At 63.1% G+C, this 19,811-nt stretch carries 20 protein-coding genes; 11 read left to right on the top strand and 9 right to left on the bottom strand.

The annotated features are described in order from the left end of the window. Positions 1 to 113 precede the first annotated feature (113 nt). Positions 114 to 473 (top strand): DUF1428 domain-containing protein, encoded by a 360-nt coding sequence (locus tag JANGC3_RS0119670; RefSeq protein ID WP_026133221.1) that lies wholly within the window; start codon positions 114 to 116, stop codon positions 471 to 473. 70 nt (positions 474 to 543) lie between these two features. Here the strand turns inward: JANGC3_RS0119670 and JANGC3_RS0119665 are convergent, their stop codons facing one another. Continuing rightward, on the bottom strand, positions 544 to 897 hold the full coding sequence (locus JANGC3_RS0119665) for a VOC family protein (RefSeq protein WP_026133220.1): 354 nt from the start codon (positions 895 to 897) through the stop codon (positions 544 to 546). A 140-nt stretch (positions 898 to 1,037) separates the two neighbouring features. On the opposite strand from JANGC3_RS0119665, the gene JANGC3_RS0119660 reads away from it, so the two are divergent. Both JANGC3_RS0119660 and JANGC3_RS0119655 read left to right on the top strand, forming a co-directional pair. After that, positions 1,038 to 3,302 carry a 2OG-Fe(II) oxygenase gene (locus JANGC3_RS0119660; RefSeq protein ID WP_026133219.1) on the top strand — a complete coding sequence of 755 codons (2,265 nt, stop codon included), beginning with the start codon at positions 1,038 to 1,040 and terminating at the stop codon, positions 3,300 to 3,302. Next, entirely contained in the window at positions 3,299 to 6,205 is a 2,907-nt protein-coding gene (locus JANGC3_RS0119655) for an ankyrin repeat domain-containing protein (RefSeq protein WP_017878203.1), read from the top strand. The genes JANGC3_RS0119660 and JANGC3_RS0119655 overlap by 4 nt, the downstream gene beginning before the upstream one ends. A gap of 86 nt (positions 6,206 to 6,291) precedes the next feature. On the opposite strand, the gene JANGC3_RS0119650 is transcribed toward JANGC3_RS0119655, so the two are convergent. Beyond that, positions 6,292 to 6,894, bottom strand: coding sequence for a DJ-1/PfpI family protein (locus JANGC3_RS0119650; RefSeq protein WP_017878202.1), 603 nt, complete (start codon positions 6,892 to 6,894; stop codon positions 6,292 to 6,294). Positions 6,895 to 6,979: 85 nt separating this feature from the next. Between JANGC3_RS0119650 and JANGC3_RS0119645 the strand changes: the two genes are divergently transcribed. Continuing rightward, complete coding sequence (locus JANGC3_RS0119645) at positions 6,980 to 8,314, top strand: aminotransferase-like domain-containing protein (RefSeq protein WP_017878201.1); 1,335 nt, start codon at positions 6,980 to 6,982, stop codon at positions 8,312 to 8,314. 50 nt (positions 8,315 to 8,364) lie between these two features. On the opposite strand, the gene JANGC3_RS29625 is transcribed toward JANGC3_RS0119645, so the two are convergent. The 3 genes from JANGC3_RS29625 to JANGC3_RS0119630 form a co-directional block, all read right to left on the bottom strand. Continuing rightward, entirely contained in the window at positions 8,365 to 8,613 is a 249-nt protein-coding gene (locus JANGC3_RS29625) for a hypothetical protein (protein WP_017878200.1), read from the bottom strand. After that, complete coding sequence (locus JANGC3_RS0119635; protein WP_017878199.1) at positions 8,604 to 8,798, bottom strand: hypothetical protein; 195 nt, start codon at positions 8,796 to 8,798, stop codon at positions 8,604 to 8,606. Before JANGC3_RS0119635 ends, JANGC3_RS29625 begins: the two co-directional genes overlap by 10 nt. A gap of 243 nt (positions 8,799 to 9,041) precedes the next feature. After that, positions 9,042 to 9,698 carry a Crp/Fnr family transcriptional regulator gene (locus JANGC3_RS0119630; RefSeq protein WP_017878198.1) on the bottom strand — a complete coding sequence of 219 codons (657 nt, stop codon included), beginning with the start codon at positions 9,696 to 9,698 and terminating at the stop codon, positions 9,042 to 9,044. A 117-nt stretch (positions 9,699 to 9,815) separates the two neighbouring features. Here JANGC3_RS0119630 and JANGC3_RS32860 point away from each other — a divergent pair, with 117 nt between their 5' ends. Next, entirely contained in the window at positions 9,816 to 10,418 is a 603-nt protein-coding gene (locus JANGC3_RS32860; RefSeq protein WP_157406765.1) for a hypothetical protein, read from the top strand. Between the two features lie 344 nt (positions 10,419 to 10,762). On the opposite strand, the gene JANGC3_RS32855 is transcribed toward JANGC3_RS32860, so the two are convergent. Both JANGC3_RS32855 and glmS read right to left on the bottom strand, forming a co-directional pair. Then, complete coding sequence (locus JANGC3_RS32855) at positions 10,763 to 10,978, bottom strand: hypothetical protein (RefSeq protein WP_157406762.1); 216 nt, start codon at positions 10,976 to 10,978, stop codon at positions 10,763 to 10,765. A gap of 300 nt (positions 10,979 to 11,278) precedes the next feature. After that, positions 11,279 to 13,108, bottom strand: coding sequence for a glutamine--fructose-6-phosphate transaminase (isomerizing) (gene glmS / locus JANGC3_RS0119620; protein ID WP_017878196.1), 1,830 nt, complete (start codon positions 13,106 to 13,108; stop codon positions 11,279 to 11,281). A 166-nt stretch (positions 13,109 to 13,274) separates the two neighbouring features. Between glmS and JANGC3_RS0119615 the strand changes: the two genes are divergently transcribed. Continuing rightward, positions 13,275 to 13,748, top strand: a complete 474-nt coding sequence (locus JANGC3_RS0119615) for an Lrp/AsnC family transcriptional regulator (RefSeq protein ID WP_026133217.1) — start codon at positions 13,275 to 13,277, stop codon at positions 13,746 to 13,748. Positions 13,749 to 14,572: 824 nt separating this feature from the next. Here JANGC3_RS0119615 and glmU read toward each other — a convergent pair. Then, entirely contained in the window at positions 14,573 to 15,949 is a 1,377-nt protein-coding gene (glmU, locus tag JANGC3_RS0119610; RefSeq protein ID WP_026133216.1) for a bifunctional UDP-N-acetylglucosamine diphosphorylase/glucosamine-1-phosphate N-acetyltransferase GlmU, read from the bottom strand. Positions 15,950 to 15,975: 26 nt separating this feature from the next. Between glmU and JANGC3_RS0119605 the strand changes: the two genes are divergently transcribed. The 5 genes from JANGC3_RS0119605 to JANGC3_RS0119585 all read left to right on the top strand — a co-directional run bounded on the left by JANGC3_RS0119605 (position 15,976) and on the right by JANGC3_RS0119585 (position 19,406). Next, entirely contained in the window at positions 15,976 to 16,869 is an 894-nt protein-coding gene (locus tag JANGC3_RS0119605; protein ID WP_017878193.1) for a DUF6279 family lipoprotein, read from the top strand. A gap of 187 nt (positions 16,870 to 17,056) precedes the next feature. Continuing rightward, the gene (rsmD, locus tag JANGC3_RS0119600; protein WP_017878192.1) at positions 17,057 to 17,728 is read left to right on the top strand and encodes a 16S rRNA (guanine(966)-N(2))-methyltransferase RsmD; all 672 of its coding nucleotides are present in this window, start codon (positions 17,057 to 17,059) and stop codon (positions 17,726 to 17,728) included. Positions 17,729 to 17,813: 85 nt separating this feature from the next. Beyond that, on the top strand, positions 17,814 to 18,311 hold the full coding sequence (gene coaD, locus JANGC3_RS0119595; RefSeq protein ID WP_026133215.1) for a pantetheine-phosphate adenylyltransferase: 498 nt from the start codon (positions 17,814 to 17,816) through the stop codon (positions 18,309 to 18,311). A 12-nt stretch (positions 18,312 to 18,323) separates the two neighbouring features. Continuing rightward, complete coding sequence (locus JANGC3_RS0119590) at positions 18,324 to 18,575, top strand: YfhL family 4Fe-4S dicluster ferredoxin (protein WP_026133214.1); 252 nt, start codon at positions 18,324 to 18,326, stop codon at positions 18,573 to 18,575. A gap of 231 nt (positions 18,576 to 18,806) precedes the next feature. After that, a complete protein-coding gene (locus JANGC3_RS0119585; RefSeq protein WP_017878189.1) occupies positions 18,807 to 19,406 on the top strand; it encodes a chalcone isomerase family protein in 600 nt (199 codons plus the stop codon). 26 nt (positions 19,407 to 19,432) lie between these two features. Here the strand turns inward: JANGC3_RS0119585 and JANGC3_RS0119580 are convergent, their stop codons facing one another. Beyond that, positions 19,433 to 19,738: a hypothetical protein gene (locus tag JANGC3_RS0119580; protein ID WP_026133213.1), complete on the bottom strand. Its 306-nt coding sequence runs from the start codon at positions 19,736 to 19,738 to the stop codon at positions 19,433 to 19,435. Positions 19,739 to 19,811 lie beyond the last annotated feature (73 nt).

Genomic DNA, 19,811 nt, shown 5'->3' with positions numbered 1-19,811 from the left:
CAGGCGGTAACGAATGAAGTAGTGCGCCGAAACGTGCGCGCGGCAAGGCTGGTATTTTTTATAATACACGCCTATCCTGAAGTCCCTTTCACGTCACCCAGAAGGAGAATGCCATGTCATACGTAGATGGTTTCATTGTTCCCGTACCCAAGTCGAATGTGGAGGCCTACCGCAAGATGTCCGAGGTCTGCGGCAAGATCTGGCGCGAACATGGCGCCTTGCGCTTCCGCGAGTGCATGGCGGACGACGTCAAGCCCGGCAAGCTGACCTCGTTCCCGCAGAGCGTGGATCTGCGCGAAGGCGAAGTGGTGTTTTTTTCGTGGATCGAATACGCATCGCGCGCCAAGCGCGACGAAATCAACGACAAGGTGATGAAGGATCCGCGCATGGCCGACATGATGAAGCCGGAGGCGATGCCGTTTGACGGCAAGCGCATGATTTACGGCGGCTTTGAGTCGATGGTCGACCTGTAAAGCGGCGGCGCCCGCAACTTGGTACAGCCGGGTGCGCGCGCGTCCTTGCGGCGCGGCGCGCTCGACTTCGTCACTGATGGCCGAGAATGTTGACGAGCCTGCCGAAAGGGTCGCGCACATAGAAGCGGCGCACGCCCCAGGGTTCGTCAACCGGCCCGTATTCAATCGGGAAGCCGGCGTTGCGCATGCATTCGAGTGCGGTGTCGACGTCATCGACTTCGATCGACAGATCCGGCACCGGCGTGCCCGCGCCGCCTTCCGAGGCAAAGCTGATCTGCACGCTCATCTGCTCGACCGGCGAGCCGTAGGTTTGAATCCAGCCATGGTCCATCAACAGGTCCAGGCCAAGCACGTCCTGATAGAAGGCTTTCGCGCGGCCGGGGTTTTGCGTACTGATATTGGCAAGCACTCGTTTGACTTTTATCGTCCTCATCGCCTTTTCCCGATTTTTACGATGGTATATCGAGCCGTACACTGAGCAATATCGGCTCGCCCAGACACGGGACGCCACGGTTGCGCGGCACGTTCCTTATAATATGCAACAAAACTAACTTGCGCCAGCAAATGCCCAACATCTCCACCGATCTGCCAAACATCCTGTCGAGCGTGCGTTGCGACGGCGATTTTTATAGCGCCGGCACCAGCGAAATTGCGCCGCCCAATCTCAGCGTTGACGGCGTCGGCCTGATTTCGCTGCCGTTCCAGCAAGCCCAGCTTGAACAATTGATCGCGGTCGCTAATCGCGCGCCCTTCGGCCTGGGCGCGCAAACCCTGGTCGACACCAGCGTGCGCAAGACTTGGCAGATCGACGCGTCGCAGCTGCATTTCGGCGGGCGCCACTGGCAGCGTTCGCTCGACGCCATCGTCGCGCAAGCGAGCGCCGGGCTGGGCGTAACAGAGCCCGTGGTGGCGCAGTTGTACAAACTGCTGGTGTACGACACGGGCAGCTTTTTCGTGCCGCACCGCGACACGGAAAAGGCGGACGGCATGTTCGCCACGCTGGTCGTGGTTTTGCCGTCGGTGTATACGGGCGGCGAGTTATCGATACGCCACCGCGAGCGCGCGGTGAACCTTGAACTGGCTCGCGCCGATCCGTCGGACGCCGCCTTCGTCGCCTTTTACGCCGATTGCCTGCACGAAGTGCGTCCGGTCAACTCCGGCACCCGCCTCACGCTGATCTATAACCTGGTCCGTAGCGGCCCGGCCGGCGCCGCCGCGCCGCCGCAATACTTGTCCGAGCAGGCGCAGGCGACCAGCCTGTTGAAACGCTGGCTGGCGCAGCGCGAGGCGAACGACGAGGACGCGCCGGAAAAGCTGGTGTATCCGCTCGAACACGCGTACTCGGCGGCGGAACTGGGGTTTTCTACCTTGAAGAGCGCCGACGCCGCCGTGGCGAAAGTGCTGCTGGCCGCGGCCGCGGCCAGCGCTTGCGATATCCACGTGGCGCAACTGGTGATCGAGGAAAGCGGCAGCGCCGAGTATGACGGCGGCGACGATTACTATTCGCGCCGGCGCGGCCGCTACCGGGACGACGACGACCCGGACAACTACAGCGTCGCCGAGATCATCGAGCGCAGCGCCAGCGTGTCGGGATGGCGCGACGTCGACGGCAACGCGCCGTCGTTCGGCGACTTGCCGCTGCAAGACATGGAATTATGCCCGCCGGACGTGCTCGACGAGGCCGATCCCGACGAGCAGCATTTTCGCGAAGCCACCGGCAACGAGGGCGCGAGCTTCGAGCGCAGCTATCGGCGCGCGGCGCTGGTACTGTGGCCGCGCGCGCGCCGGCTCGCCGTGCTTGCCCAGGGCGGGCTGGCCGGCACGCTGCCCTACCTCGACAAGCTGGTGCTGGCCGGCCATGCGGACGGCGCCGACGCCGCGGCCCTGGACGACGCCAAGTCGCTGGCCGGCATGATCGTGCGCGACTGGCCGAGCCGCGTTAGCCATCGGGGCGACGCGGCGGCGCGCTGCCTGGCCAGCCTGGCCCGGCTGGGCGAAACGGCGCTGATCGACCGCTTCCTCGCCGAGATACCGGCCAGCGGCCGCTACGACGGCGGCGAAAACGCCAGCCTGGCCGCCGCCGCTTTGCTGTTGCCGCCGGCGCGCGCGGCCGAGCTGATCGACCAGATCGTCGGCGCCAACGCCAACTACGCCCTGGGCGCGTGCGCCGATCTGCTCGCCAAGAGTTGCGCCGAACGGCCGGACGCGCCATCCCTGCTGGCGCCCGCGGCGCGCACGTTGGTCGACGCGCTGCTGGGCGTCCACGTCGGCGCGCCCGCTGCGCAGTCGTGGCGCTCCGCGGCGTGCGCGGACGCCGCGCTCGTCGTCAATATGCTCGGCGCGCTGCGGCGCATGGAGGCCGGCGAACTGGCCGGCGCGGCAATCGAGCACATGCTCGCCCACTACGACGCCGACGCCGTGCTGGTGGCGGCCGCGCTGGCGCTGGGCGAAGAGTGCGACCAGTTCGCGCCGGCGCGGCGGCTGCGCGCATGGGCGCGGGCCCATCTGCGCGCGCGCATTGCGCTGGACTTGAGCGCGCCGCAAGATTTTCGGCGTCCCAGCGCGCTCGCCTGCGACTGCGAATACTGCCGCCGGCTGGCCGCCTTCCTGGCCGACCCGGCAAGCGCCAGCTGGACCTTGAAGGCGGCCGAGGCGCAGCGGCGCCACGTCGAGCGATCCATCGCCGAAAGCCGCTGCGACGTCAACTGCGCCACGGTCAGGCAAGGCAGCCCCCACGGCCTCGCATGCACCAAGAACCAGGCCAGTTACACCAGGCGGGTGGCGCAGCGCGCGCAAGACCTGGCCCACCTCGCGCGGTTGACGCCATGAAAATCCTCGAATACACGGCGCTCGACACCACCGGCGTCAAGGCCGCCTACCGCAAGGTGGTCGAGGCCATCGCGCGCGGCGACTTCCGCGCCGCGCAAGTGAAAAAACTCAGCAATATCAGCCACGGAAAGTTTTACCGCGCCAAACTCGACGGCGCCGACAGGCTGTTGTTTTCCCTGGTCCGCCACGGCGACGAAGTGTGCGCGCTGATGCTGGAAGTCATCGCCAACCACGCCTACGAAAAGTCGCGGTTTTTGCGCGGCACCCCCGTCGACGAGGAAAAAATCGTCGACGTCGACGTCGACGAGGCCGCCAGGGAGGCGCAGCCGCTGCGCTATCTCCACCCCGACTCCGGCCGCATCCACATGCTCGACAAGCCCATCTCCTTCGACGACGCGCAGCAAGCCGTCTATCTGGAGCCGCCGCCGCTGATCGTGGTCGGCAGCGCCGGCAGCGGCAAGACCGCGCTGACGCTGGAAAAGCTCAAACTGGCCGACGGCGCGGTGCTGTACGTGACCCATTCCGCGTTTTTGGCCAAGAACGCGCGCGAACTCTACTATGCGAACGGCTTCGAGCGCGAGGGCCAGGAGGCGGCGTTCCTGTCTTACCGCGAGTTCGTCGAATCGCTGCGCGTGCCGGCCGGGCGCGAGGCGGGCTGGCGCGATTTTTCGGCCTGGTTCGAGCGCATGCGGCAAAGCCACAAGGGCTTCGACGGCCACCAGGTGTTTGAAGAAATCCGCGGCGTGATCGCCGCCAACGCCGGCGGGGTGCTGTCGCGCGACGCCTATCGGACGCTGGGCGTGCGGCAGTCGATCTTTGCGGCGCAGCTGCGCGATGAACTCTACGACCTGTTTGAAAAATACCGGGACTGGCTGGACGCGAGCGCGCTCTACGACCTGAACCTGGTGGCCCAGGCGTGGTTGCCGCTGGCGGCGCCGCGCTACGATTTCGTCGTCGTCGACGAGGTCCAAGACATCACCGGCGTCGAGCTGGCGCTGATACTGCGCACGCTCAAGCATCCGGGCAACTTCCTGCTCTGCGGCGACTCCAACCAGATCGTCCACCCGAATTTCTTTTCCTGGAGCCAGGTCAAGAGCTTGTTTTGGCGCGATCCGACAATGGCGGAGCGACAAGAGCTGCGCGTGCTCAGCGCCAATTTCCGCAACGGCGTGCAGGCGACCCGCGTCGCCAACGACCTGCTCAAGATCAAACACCGGCGCTTCGGCTCCATCGATCGCGAAAGCAACTTCCTGGTGCAAGCGGTCGGCGGCGAAAACGGCCAGGTGGCGCTGATCGCCGACAAGGACGCCACCAAGCGCGAACTCGACCAGAAAATCCGCCTATCCACCCAGTTCGCCGTACTGGTCATGCGCGACGAAGACAAGGCCGAGGCGCGCAAGCATTTCGCCACCCCGCTGCTGTTTTCGATCCACGAAGCGAAGGGATTGGAGTACGAGAATATCGTGCTCTACCGCTTCGTTTCCGACCACCGCGCCGAGTTCGCGGAAATCGTCGACGGCGTCGGCAAGACCGACCTCGCGGCCGACACGCTCGACTACCGGCGCGCCAAGGACAAGGGCGACAAGTCGCTGGAGGTATACAAGTTTTATGTCAACGCGCTCTACGTCGCGCTGACGCGCGCCGTCAAGAACCTGTATCTGATCGAATCGGACGTCGGCCATCCCCTGTTCGGGCTGCTCGAGCTGAACGCCGGCGACGTCAAGGTGGCGGTCGAGAAATCCTCGGCGGAGGAGTGGCAAAAGGAGGCGCGCAAGCTTGAGCTGCAAGGCAAGCAGGAGCAGGCCGACGCGATCCGCCGCGGCATCTTGAAACAGACGCCGGTGCCTTGGCCCATCCTCGACGCCGCCAAGGTCAACGGTTTGCTCGTCAAGGTGTTCCGCGAGCGGGCGCCGGGCAACAAACTCAAGCAGCAACTCTACGACTACGCCTGCTGCTTCGACGAGCCGATGCTGGGGCACACCTTGGCGCTGGAAGCCAAATTCGAACCTGCGCAACATTTCCCCCAACAGCGCGACGCGCTGCGGCGCAAAACCTTCGCCCCCTATTTCGCCAGCCGCTTCAAGGATATCCTGCGCCAGTGCGAGCAATTCGGCGTCGAGCACCGGCTGCCGATGAACCAGACGCCGCTGATGGCGGCGGCGGCGGCGGGCAATGTCGCGCTGGTGGAAGCGCTGCTGGAACGCGGCGCCGACCGCGAAGCGGCCGACCACTACGGCAGCAACGCCTTGCACTGGGCCATGCGCGAGGCCTTCCGCGACCCGGCCTTCGCCCAGGGCCCGTTTACCACCCTCTACGAATTGCTGGCGCCGCCCTGCGTCGACGTCCAGTCCGGCGAGCGCCTGGTGCGCATAGACCGCCACCTGTCCGAGTATTTCCTGTTCCAGACGCTGTGGGCGCTGTTCAAATCGCGCTTTACGCACACGCAACGGCGCGCCAATGGCGCCTTCGACGCGCAAACGATCTTGCAGGCGTGGCAGCACATGCCGGCCAACGCGCTGCGCCCCGAGCGCAACAAACGCACGCACCTGTCCAGCGTACTGTCGCGCAACGAAATCGAGCGCGACTACGCCTACAACCGGGCGCTGTTCATGCGCGTTGCGCAGGGCTGGTACCAATTCAATCCGCAATTGTCGGTGCGCATGCGCGTCAAAGTTGGCGAAGAGCAGCGCTGGACCCCGGTTTTCGAGGCGCTCAACCTGCCGCTGATCAATGAGTTTGCCTGGGACAACGACTGGACCAATACCCGCGAGCCCATCGCGCGCTACCTGAACCTTGGCGGTCTGCCCGAACGCACCGACGCCATTCTCGCCGAAGGCTTGATCGCGCGCGAAAAGGCCAGGGAGGCGGCGCGCCTGGCGCGGGCGGGGAATGTCCGTGGCTGAAGAAACGCAGGCCGGCCGTTATCGGCCGGCGGCGGTCGCGCGCGCGTCCGTCCACGCCGGGACGGTTGCAGGCAAACGACCGCCGGCTACGCTGGCAGGAACGGTGTGATATTGCGCATCGCGCGCGCAACGTAGTCTTCCTTTTCCCCCACCGGCGCGACGTAGTGAATGGCTTCGCGCGCCGACTCGACGCCGTCCAGACGGGCAATGAGCCAGGCGGCAAGATACTGCGAGGCCAGGCAGCCGCCCGCCGTGGCGACGTTGCCCTTGGCGACGAATGGCTGGTTCAGCACGGCGACGCCGGCTTCCTCGACCCAGGGCTTCGTCGTCAGGTCGGTACACGCCGGGACACCGTCGAGCAAACCGAGCTTGGCCAGCACCAGCGTGCCGGAACATTGCGCCCCCAACAACTGCCTTGACGGATCGAGTTGCAGCTGCGCCATCAAGGCCTCGTCGCGCACGACTTCCCGGGTCAGCATGCCGCTGCCCACGAGCACCGCATCGGCCGCGCATGCCTCGCGCAACGAGACCTGCGCTTCCATCAGCAGCCCGTTCATCGAGCGGACCTGCGTCGTGGGACTGGCGATCGAGACGCGCCAGCCCGGCTTCTTGACGCGCTTGAGGATACCCAGGGCAATCAGCGAATCGAGTTCGTTGAAACCTTCGAAGGTAAGAATGGCGATATGCATGGTGTCGTGGTCGAATGGGTTGCGGTGAAATATCGTATGCGAAGAATCCAGTACAATCAAATTATTGTATTGGATACATTTCCGCATGCCCCACGCCCGCTACAAACTCCTGGTCGACGCGTTGGCCGCCGATATCCGCTCCGGGCGCCTGCCGCCGGGCGCACGCCTGCCAACCCACCGCCAGCTTTCGGCCAAGGAGGGCATCGCCCTGGTCACCGCCACGCGGGTGTATGCCGAACTCGGCGCCATGGGACTGGTCAGCGGCGAGACCGGCCGCGGCACCTTTGTCCGGGAAACGTCGCTGCCGCGTGGCTTGGGCATCGACCAACAGGCGGCGACGGCGGGCATCGTCGATCTCAATTTCAACTATCCCTCGCTACCCGGCCAAGCGGATTTGCTGCGTGGCGCCTTGCGCCAGCTGGCGTCGTCCGGCGACCTGGATGCGCTGCTGCGCTACCAACCCCACGGCGGCCGCCGGCATGAGCGCGACAGCGTGGCCCGCCACCTCGCGTGCCGCGGGCTGGTAGTCGGCGGCGACCAGGTGTCGATCGTCAATGGCGCGCAGCAAGGGCTGGCGGTGACTGCCATGGCGCTGTTGCAGCCCGGTGACGTTGTCGCGACCGACGCGCTGACCTATTCGGGGTTCAAGGTGCTCGCCGAAGCGCAACGCCTGGAACTGGCGTCGATTCCAACGGCCGGCCAAGGCCCCGACCTGGACGCGCTGGAGCGCCTGTGCGCCAGCCGGCGGGTGCGCGCCGTGTACGCGATGCCGACGCTGCACAACCCCTTGGGCTGGGTGATGAGCGAGCGGCGGCGGCGGCAACTGGTAGCGATCGCCCGCAAACACGGGCTGCTCATCATCGAGGACGCGGCCTATGCCTTCCTGGCGGAGGATGCGCCGCCGCCGCTGGCGGCGCTGGCGCCGGAAACCACCGTGTACGTCTCGGGGTTGTCGAAGAGCGTGGCTACCGGGCTGCGGGTGGGATTCGTTGCTGCGCCCGCCGCATGGGTGCCGTCGATCGAGCGGGCGATCAGGGCCACCACATGGAACACGCCCGGCGTGATGACGGCGATCGCCTGCGGCTGGCTCGACGATGGCACCGTCGCCCGGCTGGAGGCGGAGAAGCGGCGGGATGCGATGCTGCGTCAATCGATCGCTGGCGAGGTCTTGGCCGGATTGCCATGCGTTGGCCATCCGGCGTCGTATTTCCTCTGGCTTCCCCTGCCGGAAGAGGTGCGCGCCGACCAGGTGGCGATGGCGCTGATGCGAAAGCGCATTTCGGTGTCGACCGCGGAACCCTACGCGACCTCGGTGCACCTGCCCCATGCGCTGCGCCTGGCGCTCGGGTCCGTGGAGTTGGACGCGCTCCGGCAGGCGTTGGAAACGGTCAGGCGGGTGATCGGCGCTTACGCGTATTGAGGGAATTGGTTGCTGCGGCCCGGTAAGGCTGGCACAGCTCAGCGGTCAGACTACGTGTTTCCGCGAATGGCGATGGCAATGTCGATGATCCGGCGGCTGACCTCGATGACCTCGAATTCAGCGAGGATGGCGTCCAAGACCGGTTTATCCTGCGGGCGTGGTATCTCGCCGGCGCGTAACTCCATGTAAGTGACGACGCTAATTGCCGGCCTGTCGTAACTTCCCAACTCAATAGTCGCTTGGTGGACACCATCCAGCATGTCGATGAAGATATTGGTATCGAAAAGAACTAGCGCCATTCAGCCCTCAGTTGCCCCTGGTATTCAACCCCGTCCTTTGGGATGTCCTTGCGGTCCTTCCAGAGTCCCTCGGCCGCCGTCAAAGCAGCATGCAGGCGCTGCCGGCCCGCGTCTTGCGGCGTTATGGCAGGTTCAGGCGACGCGGCGATATCCGCAGGTCCGTCGCAGTTTTTTAGAGTGTCCATACGGCCTCCCGTCCATTAAATTCAGGATCAGTGTATCCGATTCCGGAATTGGTGTCGTTGAGCGAATTCAGAAAGCTTCGACGAATTGATCGCTTCACTCTGGCGTTCCAACGGTAAGGCAGGGGCTGGAAAGCAACGTTCGTGTATAAGCAAATTATTCTATTCGATACGTTTCCGCGTGGCGGGTCGATTACGCTTTCCTGCATCCGACGCGCGTCCGCGCAAGCCGAACCGGAAAAACGCTTACACCAGTGGGCGCCGGGGTGGAAGGCCGTCGCCGAACAGGTCGGCCAGGCGCGCCAGCGCCTTGCCGTTATGCATATGCAAGCGCCCCTCGTCAATGTGATGCAGGCCGAGCAGTTCCAATTTGCGCAGCGTCTTATTCGTGTGAACCAGCGACAGGCCCAGGCTGTCGGCCACATGCTGCTGGGTAAGCGGAAACGGCACGCCCGAGGCGCCGCCGTCCTCTTGCAGCGCGGCGGCGCGTTTGAACAGCACAATCAACAGGGCGGCAATGCGCTCTTCGGCGTTGCGCCGGCCAACGGAGAGCAAGGTATCGTCGACCATCGATTCTTCGTGGGCGGTCAACCAGGTGACGTCGAAGCCCAATCTGGGCGAGCGCCGGTGCAACTCCCACAGCGAGTCGCGCCGGAAAACGCAGAATAAGGCGTCGGTCAGGGTGGCGACGCCATGGGCGGCCATGTCGGCCATCTTTTGCTGGACGCCAATGAAGTCGCCCGGCAGCAGAAAACCGAGGATCTGCCGGCGCCCGTCGCTCAGCGTCTTGAAACGGAAGGCCCAGCCTTGCCTCAACGTGAAGAGGCGGGCGTCGGTCTGGCCCTCAAAAATCAACATCTCGCCGGCGCGCAGCCTCAGTTCGCGCTCCTTCAACGACTGCACTACGTCGATATCCTCCGCGGTGTTTTCAAGAAAACTAGGCGATTGCCTCAGCGGGCACCGGCTACAACGTACTTCAGTCATTATTTTTCTCGATAAACGGTGGAGGGCGGACAAAACATGTCTTTTCACACAGGCACGAATAGACAAACCGGCTACACTTCGGTCGATTATCGAACTTACGTTAATGCAACATTAACGGGTCCACGCGATCCGGTCTGTTCGCTGCCGCATAGAACGAAAAACAGGATTCAACGCCGCCGCCATCCGCGCTTGCCGCCGATGGCAGCCGGGGCCGCATTCGACCGTCACCGCCAAGTTAATAATATTGCATTAATGATCAAGACTCCGCTACCGCCAATTTCCCCCCACCGCTGCGCGTCGTGCGGAGCAACCCTGCCGGAAAAAAATGCAGAGGGCTTGGGCGCGGCCAGGCAAACGCCGCCGCTGGTGGCGGACGATGCGGGCCAGCGCGCCGTAAAACTGGACTTGCGCGAAAAGGCTTTGCGGATACGCGAAGAGGCCATTGAGGAGCGCGAGAGCGACTTCCGCCGGCGCGAAGCCTTACTCGCCGTGCAGCAAGGAAAAACGTTCGCGCTCAGGGTCCAGGAAATTTCCGACGCGCAAATCGCCAAGGCGACCCAGGAATACCGCCACACGCAATCGAACGAGGCCGATGGCAAGCCGCGCGGCGCCCCCCCGGTGCGCGACGGCGAACAGTAGGGGCCAGCTGTTGCCGATGGCAGACATTGCGGCCAAACTCGCCGAGCTGGTTGCCCTCTAGCTTTATTGGCTACACAGAGGTTTAGCTTTTGTCCCCTTTATTCTGTTGATGATCGCTTTGGTTCGACAGCGGCCCTTCGCGCAGGCCGAGAAGGGGGCTTGCCGATATGGGCCGCCATTTGCAATTAGCGCGAGCACACCGCCATGGAATGCGCGCTGGCGCCGTCAATTGCAAGCTCATTTGCAGATAGCGTGAGCATGGACCTGCCTTCGTTTGCAGTTATTTCGAGCCGAAATCAGCGTCAAATGCGAGCACGGTAGGTTTCGAATGCGAGCCGCTACACCTAAACACCGCTGCATTCTGGAACCCGGAGAAAATCGCGGAAGCACGCAGCGCGCGCGACGACCTCGCCAAGGTCAACCGGCAGATCGCGAGTAAAGCTGTTGAGGTGGCCAACCTGCTTTTGCAACGGGAATATCTCCACAACACCTCCGGCTTTAGTTGCAATACCCATTACCACGTTTGCAACCTGATCAAGGCGGCTGGCAGAAACAACCACGGGTTCACTTCTCGCGCTCGCCTCTCTGGTGAACTGCGCGCTGGACCTTGACGCGGAGAAGTTGTCGGACGGGACGTACTTGAAACGGCTGCGTCAGCGAGAACGCGAGGGATCCCAGTAGCCTGGTTCGAAGCGGCGATTCCGGCATGCTGGTCAATCCAGAGCGCATGCGAAAAAATGGCGCAGTCCGTGAGGGGCTGCGCCACTTGTGTCAAACTTAATTGGTTTGTGTCAAACTTAATTGTTTTGTGTCGAACTTAATTGTTTGTCCACAGCTCTCGTCATGCTTCAACTCGTTGCTTACTCGACCGTCACCGACTTGGCCAAGTTGCGCGGCTTGTCGACGTCGGTGCCGCGGGCCAGCGCGGTGTGGTAGGCCAGTAATTGCAGCGCGACCACGTGCAGGATCGGCGACAGCAGGCCGTAGTGTTCCGGCAGGCGGATCACGTGCAGGCCTTCGCCCGAGGTGATGCGCGAGTCGACGTCGGCGAAGACGAACAGCTGGCCGCCGCGGGCGCGCACTTCCTGCATATTCGATTTCAGCTTTTCAATCAGCGCGTCGTTCGGCGCGATCGTGACAACCGGCATTTCCTCGGTCACCAGCGCCAGCGGGCCGTGTTTCAGCTCGCCGGCCGGATAGGCTTCGGCGTGGATGTAGGAAATTTCCTTGAGCTTCAGCGCGCCTTCCAGCGCGATCGGGTAGTGCATGCCGCGGCCGAGGAACAGCGCGTTTTCCTTGCGCGCGAAGTCTTCCGACCAGGCCATGATTTGCGGCTCCAGCGCCAGCACGGCGGCAATCGCCACCGGCAGGTGGCGCATCGCCTTCAGGTGCGCCGCTTCTTCCTCTTCCGTCAGATGGCCGTTGACTTGCGCCAGCGTCAATGTCAGCAGGAACAGCGCCGCCAGTTGCGTGGTGAAGGCCTTGGTCGAGGCCACGCCGACTTCGACGCCGGCGCGGGTGATGTACGACAACGCGCATTCGCGCACCATCGCGCTGGTGGCGACGTTGCAAATGGTCAGCGTGTGCAGCATGCCCAGGCTGCGCGCGTGCTTCAGCGCGGCCAGGGTGTCGGCCGTTTCGCCGCTTTGCGAGATCGTCACGACCAGGGTGTTCGGGTGCGGCACGCTGTCGCGGTAGCGGTATTCGCTGGCGATTTCCACGCTGACCGGCACTTTGGCGACCGATTCGATCCAGTATTTGGCGGTCAGGCCGGCGTAGTAGCTGGTGCCGCAGGCCAGGATCAGTACGCGGTCGATCTGTTTGAAGACCTTGTAGGCGCCGTCGCCGAACAGTTCCGGCATGATGCCGGTGACGCCTTCGAGGGTGTCGCCGATCACGCGCGGTTGTTCGAAGATTTCCTTCTGCATATAGTGGCGGTACGGACCCAGTTCGGCCGCGCCGGTGTGGGCGTGCACGGTTTTGACCTCGCGCTCGACCGGTTTGCCGTCGGCGTCGACGATCCAGACGCGCGACAGTTGCAAGTCGACGACGTCGCCTTCTTCCAAGTAGATGATCTGGTCGGTGGTGCCGGCCAGCGCCATGGCGTCCGAGGCGACGAAGTTCTCGCCCTCGCCCAGGCCGACGATCAGCGGCGAGCCTTGGCGGGCGGCAACCACGCGGTGCGGTTCCTCGCGACAGAACACGGCGATGGCGTAGGCGCCGTGCAGGCGCTTGACGGCGTGCTGGACGGTATCGAACAGGTCGCCGTTGTACATGTGTTCGACCAGGTGGGCGATCACCTCGGTGTCGGTCTGGCTCTGGAACACGTAGCCGAGGGCAGTCAGTTCGGCGCGCAACTCGTCGTGGTTTTCGATGATGCCGTTGTGCACCAGCGCGACGCGGGCGTTCTCGTCGCTCGGCGAGAAGTGCGGGTGGGCATTGTGCGACACCGGCGCGCCGTGCGTGGCCCAGCGGGTGTGCGCGATGCCGGTGAAGCCGCCCAGGGTCGCGCTGTCGATCTGTTTTTCCAGGTCGGTCACGCGCGAGGTGCTGCGCGAACGGCGTAGTTGGCCGTCCACGTGCAAGGCCACGCCGCAGGAATCATAGCCGCGGTATTCCAGGCGCTTCAGGCCTTCGAGCAGGACAGGGGTGATATTGCGTTGCGCTACTGCGCCGACGATGCCGCACATGGGAGCCTCTTGAATGGAAAATAGTGAATGGACGCATCGTAATGCAGAGACTATGAAATATGCTTTCTAATTCAATTGAAATATGAAAGAATATTTCACCGATATTTTTCAATGAAATATAATTTCATTTTCATTGAACATTTTTTCCATATTGATGAAAGCGTTCATGGCAGACTCCACCTTGCATCTCGACGAAGTCGATCGTCGCATCCTGAATGCGCTGCAGCTTGACTCTTCACAAAGCAACAGCGAGCTGGCGCTGGAGGTCCACGTGTCGGCGCCCACTTGTCTGCGCCGCGTCAAGCATCTGACCGAGAGCGGCGTCATCGAGCGCCAGGTCGCCATCGTCGCGCCGCAGATGGTGGGCGCGCGCCTGAGCGCCATCGTCGAAATCACGCTCGACGTCCAGGCCGCCGAGCGGATGCTGGAGTTCGAGCGCCATGTCGCCGCCGAGGCCGCCGTGCTGCAGTGTTACCGGGTCTCGCCCGGACCCGACTTCGTGCTGATCGTCCAGGTTGCCGATATGCCAGCCTACCACGCGCTGGCGCACCGGCTGTTCGCCGCGCACGCCAATGTGCGCAACGTAAAGACGTATTTTTCTACCTTCCGCAGCAAGTTTGAGACTCGCATTGCTGTTTGATGGGCTGGAGCGAACGTTGTACACCGCTTATGCACAACCTGTCCAGCGTTTGCACACATGCTTATACCGTGCTTGCCAAAGCCTTATACCGGTGTTTTTCACAGGCTTATACACAGGCTCACTAAGTACGTCATAGCGAGAACTTGGTCGATGCCTTGAATATAGGCAAAGCCAACGGCAATTGCCGGAGACGCCGGTATCCAGGTGTAACGGCGGCTTTGTTTTGCCGCCTCAGCAAACACGACATGACGTTGCGTAGTTCTCCCCAGCCTGCCAACAGGCTACCCACAGGCTTATCCACAGACAGCGTCGACGCCGTCGTTTGCTAGTGTTCTTACCGGCGTTTTCCCATGCGGCGTTGGGGATGGGCTAGCGGCGAATGAAGCGAATACTTATCCTCTGCTTTTGTGCATGCTTTTCCACAGACTTACCCACAATAGCAATCTGCACGTATTGGCGATCAAGACACTTATCCCGGCTTATGCAATGCTTATCCAACGCTTATTTGCAGGCTTATACACAAAGTTATCCACAAAGCGAGCGAAGGCGGGTAATGGCGCACAGTTGCGTGGACGGCGAGGCACGAACACCCCGCAGCGCCATAGCCGGTGCCGTTTCGCTAGTAAACTGCCAAGTTATTCAGTGCTTATTCCTGGCTTGCGCACAGACTTATCCCATGTGTATTGACAGGTTTTCCCACAGAGTTATCCACAGAAATACGCGGAGGAGGGTGTGCCGCTGCCAGCTGGCAACGGCGGCAAGAACAGGCAAGCCGGGCGGCTTGCCTGCGCAGCGGCGCTTGCTGCGGGATCGTAATCGAGCGATTACTTTTTGATCTTGACCGGACGCAGCCAGCCGTCGATCGTCACCTGGCGGGTGCGCGAGATCGTCAGCTTGCCCGCCGGCGCGTCCTTCGACAGCGTGGTGCCGGCGCCCAGCGTCGCGCCCTTGCCCACGGTGACAGGGGCGACCAGCTGGCTGTCGCTGCCGATGAAGGCGTCGTCCTCGATGACGGTGCGGAACTTGTTGGCGCCGTCGTAATTGCAGGTGATGGTGCCGGCGCCGATGTTGACGCGCGAACCAACTGTGGCGTCGCCGATGTAAGCCAAGTGGTTGGCCTTGCTGTGGGCGTCGATCTGGCTGTTTTTGATTTCCACGAAATTGCCGACGTGGACGTCCTCGGCCAACACCGTGCCGGGGCGCAGGCGCGCGTACGGCCCGATCACCGAGGCGGCGCCAACGACGGCGTCCTCGATGTGGCAGAACGGCTTGATCTGGGCGCCGGCGGCGATGCTGGCGTTGACGATCACGTTGTGCGCGCCGACCGTGACGCCGTCGGCCAGTACGACGCGGCCCTCGAACACGCAGCCGACGTCGATGCTGACGTCGCGTCCGCAGATCAGCTCGCCGCGCACGTCAATGCGGGCCGGGTCCAGCAGCGTCACGCCCTGTTCCAGCAGCGCGCGGGCGATGTTGCCCTGGTGGATGCGTTCCAGCTGGGCCAGTTGCACCTTGCTGTTCACGCCCGCCACTTCCCACTCCGCCGCCGGCTGCGCCGACACCACCGCCACGCCGTCGGCCACGGCCTGGGCCACGATGTCGGTCAGGTAATACTCGCCCTGCGCGTTCTGGTTCGACAGGCCGGCCAGCCAGCGCTTCAGGTGCGCGGTCGGCGCGACCATGATGCCGCTGTTGATTTCGCCGATCGCCCGCTCGGCGTCGGTGGCGTCTTTTTCCTCGACGATGCGAACGATCGCGTCGTTTTCGCGGACGATGCGGCCCAGGCCGAACGGGTCGGCCTGCACCACGGTCAGGATCGCCAGCTTGTCGGCGCCGGCCGCGTCGACCAGGCGTTGCAGCGAGGCGGCGCTGGTCAGCGGCACGTCGCCGTACAGGATCAGGGTGGCGGCGTTGTCGTCCAGCGCGGGCAGCGCCTGCATGACGGCGTGGCCGGTGCCAAGTTGCTGCTCTTGCAAGGCGGCGCCGATGGGCGTGGCCTGGCCCTCGCTTTGCTTTTCAAGCAAGTTCAGCACGGCTGCGCCGCCATGTCCGTAAATAACGCATAATCGGGAAGGCGCCAGGCTGCGCGCCGTGTCGATCACGTGCGACAGCAGTGGCTTGCCAGCCAGAGGATGTAATACTTTGGGCAGCGCCGATTGCATACGCTTTCCCATGCCGGCGGCGAGGATGACAACATTCATAGGCGTGGAATTAATAAGTTAAGAATATGAAAAATTTTAACACGCCCTTCCGCGGCGGCCGGCTGCAACAGTGCCTGCTGGTTTTGCTACTCGTGTTGTTGGCCGGCTGCAGCTCTCTGCGGCTCAGCTACAACAACGGCGACACCCTCCTTTACTGGTGGCTCAACGCCTACGTCGACCTCGAATCCGACCAAAAGGGCTGGGTCCAGAAGGACATCGACAAGATGTTCCATTGGCATCGCCAGACCCAGCTGAAGGATTACGTCCAGGTATTGACGAACGCCCAGCGCCAATTGCAGAGCAATCCGACCCAGGCCGATTTGCTGGCCACTTACGCCGACATCAAGACCCGCGCCCAGGCAGTGATCGTCAAGGCCGAACCCGACCTGGCCGACTTGGCGCGCTCGCTGCGCCCCGAGCAAATCGCCCAAATGGAAAAGAAGTTTACCAAGAACAACGAAGACTACCGCAAGAAGTATCTGCGCGGCGACGCCGCGAAGCGGCAGAAGTTCCGCTATCAAAAGTCGATGGAGCAGTTCGAGCTGTGGTTTGGCAGCTTCAGCCGGGAACAGGAGGAGTTGATACGCCAGGCCTCCGACGCGCGCCCGCTCAACAACGAACTGTGGTTCGAGGAGCGTTTGCGGCGCCAGCGCAGCATTATCGGCTTGGCGCAAAAGGTGCAGCGCGAAAAATTGGGCAAGGAAGCGACGGTGGCGCTGATCCACAAGTTGATCGTGGAAAGCTTCGAGCGCATGGAGCATTCCGAGCAGAAAGCGTTTTTCGACGCCTACAACGAAGGCACGGCGCGGCTGGTGCTGACGGTGATCAAGACAGCGACGCCAACCCAGAAAGCCCACGCCGTCAAGCGCATGCAGGGCTGGATCGACGACTTCAACTCACTGGCGGCGGAAGCGCGCTGAACGCTGCAAGCCGCCGGCGGGCGTCGTTTGCCGGTGGCGGCGCTTGTCGGCTTACGCTCCGCTAACCCGATCTGCGGTCGCCGCCGCTTGTGCTGGTGCCGCCGGCGGCGCCGGCCCGGCCGCCCACGCCCGGGCCGGCCACCCCCATATGCTATAGTGGCCGACACTGAATCACTCCCGCCGCCCCATGCAAAAGCCAAAAAAACCCGCCAAAGTCCCGGTCCACCGGCCGCCACACTCGAACCAGGTCCGCATCATCGGCGGCACCTGGAAACGCTCGGTGCTGCCGGTGCTGGACGCGCTGGGCCTGCGGCCGACCCCGGACCGGGTGCGCGAGACGGTGTTCAACTGGATTAACCACCTGCGCGACGGCAACTGGGCCGGCGCCCAGTGCCTCGACCTGTTCGCCGGCAGCGGCGCGCTCGGCTTCGAGGCGGCCAGCCGCGGCGCCCAGTCGGTGACGATGGTCGACGCCCACAGCCCGGTGATCCGCCAGCTCGACGACATCAAAACCAAGCTGCGCGCCGACCAGGTGCAACTGCTGCGCGGCGACGCCTTGCTGACGGCCCAAAGCATGGCCGCGCGCGGCCAGCGCTTCGACCTGATCTTCCTCGACCCGCCGTACCAGCAGGATTTCCTAGCCCGCACGCTGCCACTGTGCGCCGCGCTGCTCAAGGACGGCGGCCTGGTCTACGCCGAGTCCGGCCTGCCGCTGAGCTTCGACGATCCGGCCGGGCCGGCGCGACCGGACTGGATGGCCTGCTGGAATGTCATCCGCGCCGATAAAGCCGGCACCGTCTTCTATCATTTGCTAACTTACAACAAACCGGCGCCAACCGGCGAAAACGCCGCGGAATAGCCAGGTGGCGGCCCCGGTATCAAGGGGCCGCCTGTTTTTCAGGCATAATGCGCGTTCTATATAGGTGCATCTCTAGGGAGCCGCAATGGTTGTAGCCGTATATCCGGGAACGTTCGATCCGCTCACCCGCGGCCATGAAGATTTGGTGCGCCGCGCATCCGGTCTGTTCGACAAGCTGATCGTCGGCGTCGCCGACAGCAAGAACAAGAGCCCCTTCTTCTCGCTCGACGAGCGCCTGCGGATCGCCAACGAAGTGCTGGGCCACTACCCGAACGTGCAGGTGGAAAGTTTTTCCGGCCTGCTGAAGGACTTCGTGCGCAAGCACGACGCCCGCGTCATCGTGCGCGGCCTGCGCGCCGTATCCGACTTCGAGTACGAGTTTCAAATGGCCGGCATGAACCGCTATCTGCTGCCGGACGTCGAAACCATGTTCCTGACCCCGTCCGACCAATACCAGTTCATCTCGGGCACCATCGTGCGCGAGATCGCGGTGCTGGGCGGCGACGTTTCCAAATTTGTTTTCCCCTCGGTGGATCGCTGGCTGCAACAGAAAATTGCAGCAAACGCGGCGGCGTCCGAATAAGCGAGTAAAGCCATGGCACTACTCATCACCGACGACTGTATCAACTGCGACGTATGCGAGCCCGAGTGCCCGAACGAAGCGATTTACATGGGCGCCGAAATTTACGAAATCGACCCGGACAAATGCACCGAGTGCGTTGGCCATTTCAGCGAGCCGCAATGCCAGCAGGTGTGCCCGGTCAGCTGCATCCCGTTCAACCCGGCCTGGCGCGAAACCGAAACCGAGCTGCGCGCCAAGTACGAACGCCTGCAAGCCGGACAATAAAACCAGAGCAAGGGCGTCGTTGGAGTAATCAAAACCAGCGGCGTAACCCCGGGGTCGGACTTGAAGGTCTGGCCCCGGCTCTGCGCCTGCGTTTTTTTCCCGCTTCCCCGGCATACAAAATGTCCCCTCCCGTCCCCGCGGCCCGCATCAAATAAGCGGCGACGGCGCACGCCAACTGTTTTACACTGCTTGCCGATACGCCGTGCAAACCCGATCCCCCGTGGAGACCTAATGATTGTCAGAAATAAGAACAGCGTCAAGCGCCTGCTGGCCGCCGCCTGCCTGGCCGCCGCGTTCAGCCAAGGCGCGCGGGCGTTCGAGGTCGGCGGCGTCAAGCTGGACGACACCGTCATCATTGCGAACAGGGAATTAAAGCTGAACGGCGCGGGCGTGCGCTACAAGGCGATCTTCAAGGTCTATGCGGCCGGCCTTTATCTGCCGGAAAAGAAAAACACCGTCGCCGAAATCCTCGCCCTGTCCGGCCCGCGCCGGGTGCAGCTGGTGATGATGCGCGATGTCAGCTCGGACGAGCTTGGGCAGGCCTTCATGAAGGGGCTGAACAACAACTCCGACAAGGTCGACAAAAGCAAAATCCTGACCCAGACCATGCAGTTCGGACAAATGTTCGCTTTGCTGCCGGGCCTGAAAAAGGGCGATGTGCTGGCGCTGGACTGGATTCCCAGCATCGGCACGCAATGCCAGTTGAACGGCAGGAAGATCGGGGAAGTGATGCTGGACCAGGCGTTTTATAACGCGGTATTGAAGATCTGGATCGGCGAGAAGCCGGTGGACTTCTTGCTCAAGCCCGAATTGCTGGGCGCGCCGCGCTGAGACGCGCAGCGGCGGCGCTGCCAGGCTTAGGCGCGCGACGCCAGCGCGCGCAGTTCGGCGGCGTGGCTGGGGGCCGAACCGTCCATCGCGTTGAGCATGCGGTTGAGCATCATCGCGTCGCGCATCTGGCGCGCGGCCAGGCGTTGCTCCTTGCTCATCTTGGGTTTCACCACCAGCAGCAGCGCGCGCGCCACGCCCAGCAGCAGCGGTTTGAACAACGCCAGCAGGGCGGCCGCGGCAACCGCGCTCAAGACGATGTGCAGTGCGCTCAACAGCGAAATATCCAGGACCGCGGCGAGGGCGGTTGGGACGGCGGAGAGGACGGTAGACATGATGTTCCAGTGCATTATAGAAATTGATGAGTTACTATAGTGCAGTGCAACATATACAGCCAATTTCATTTTC

The organism is Janthinobacterium sp. CG3, assembly GCF_000344615.1.
Classification (GTDB): Bacteria; Pseudomonadota; Gammaproteobacteria; order Burkholderiales; family Burkholderiaceae_D; genus Janthinobacterium.
The sequence above is the reverse complement of the archived record's forward strand: the minus strand, read 5'-3'. Positions and strand labels throughout refer to the sequence as shown.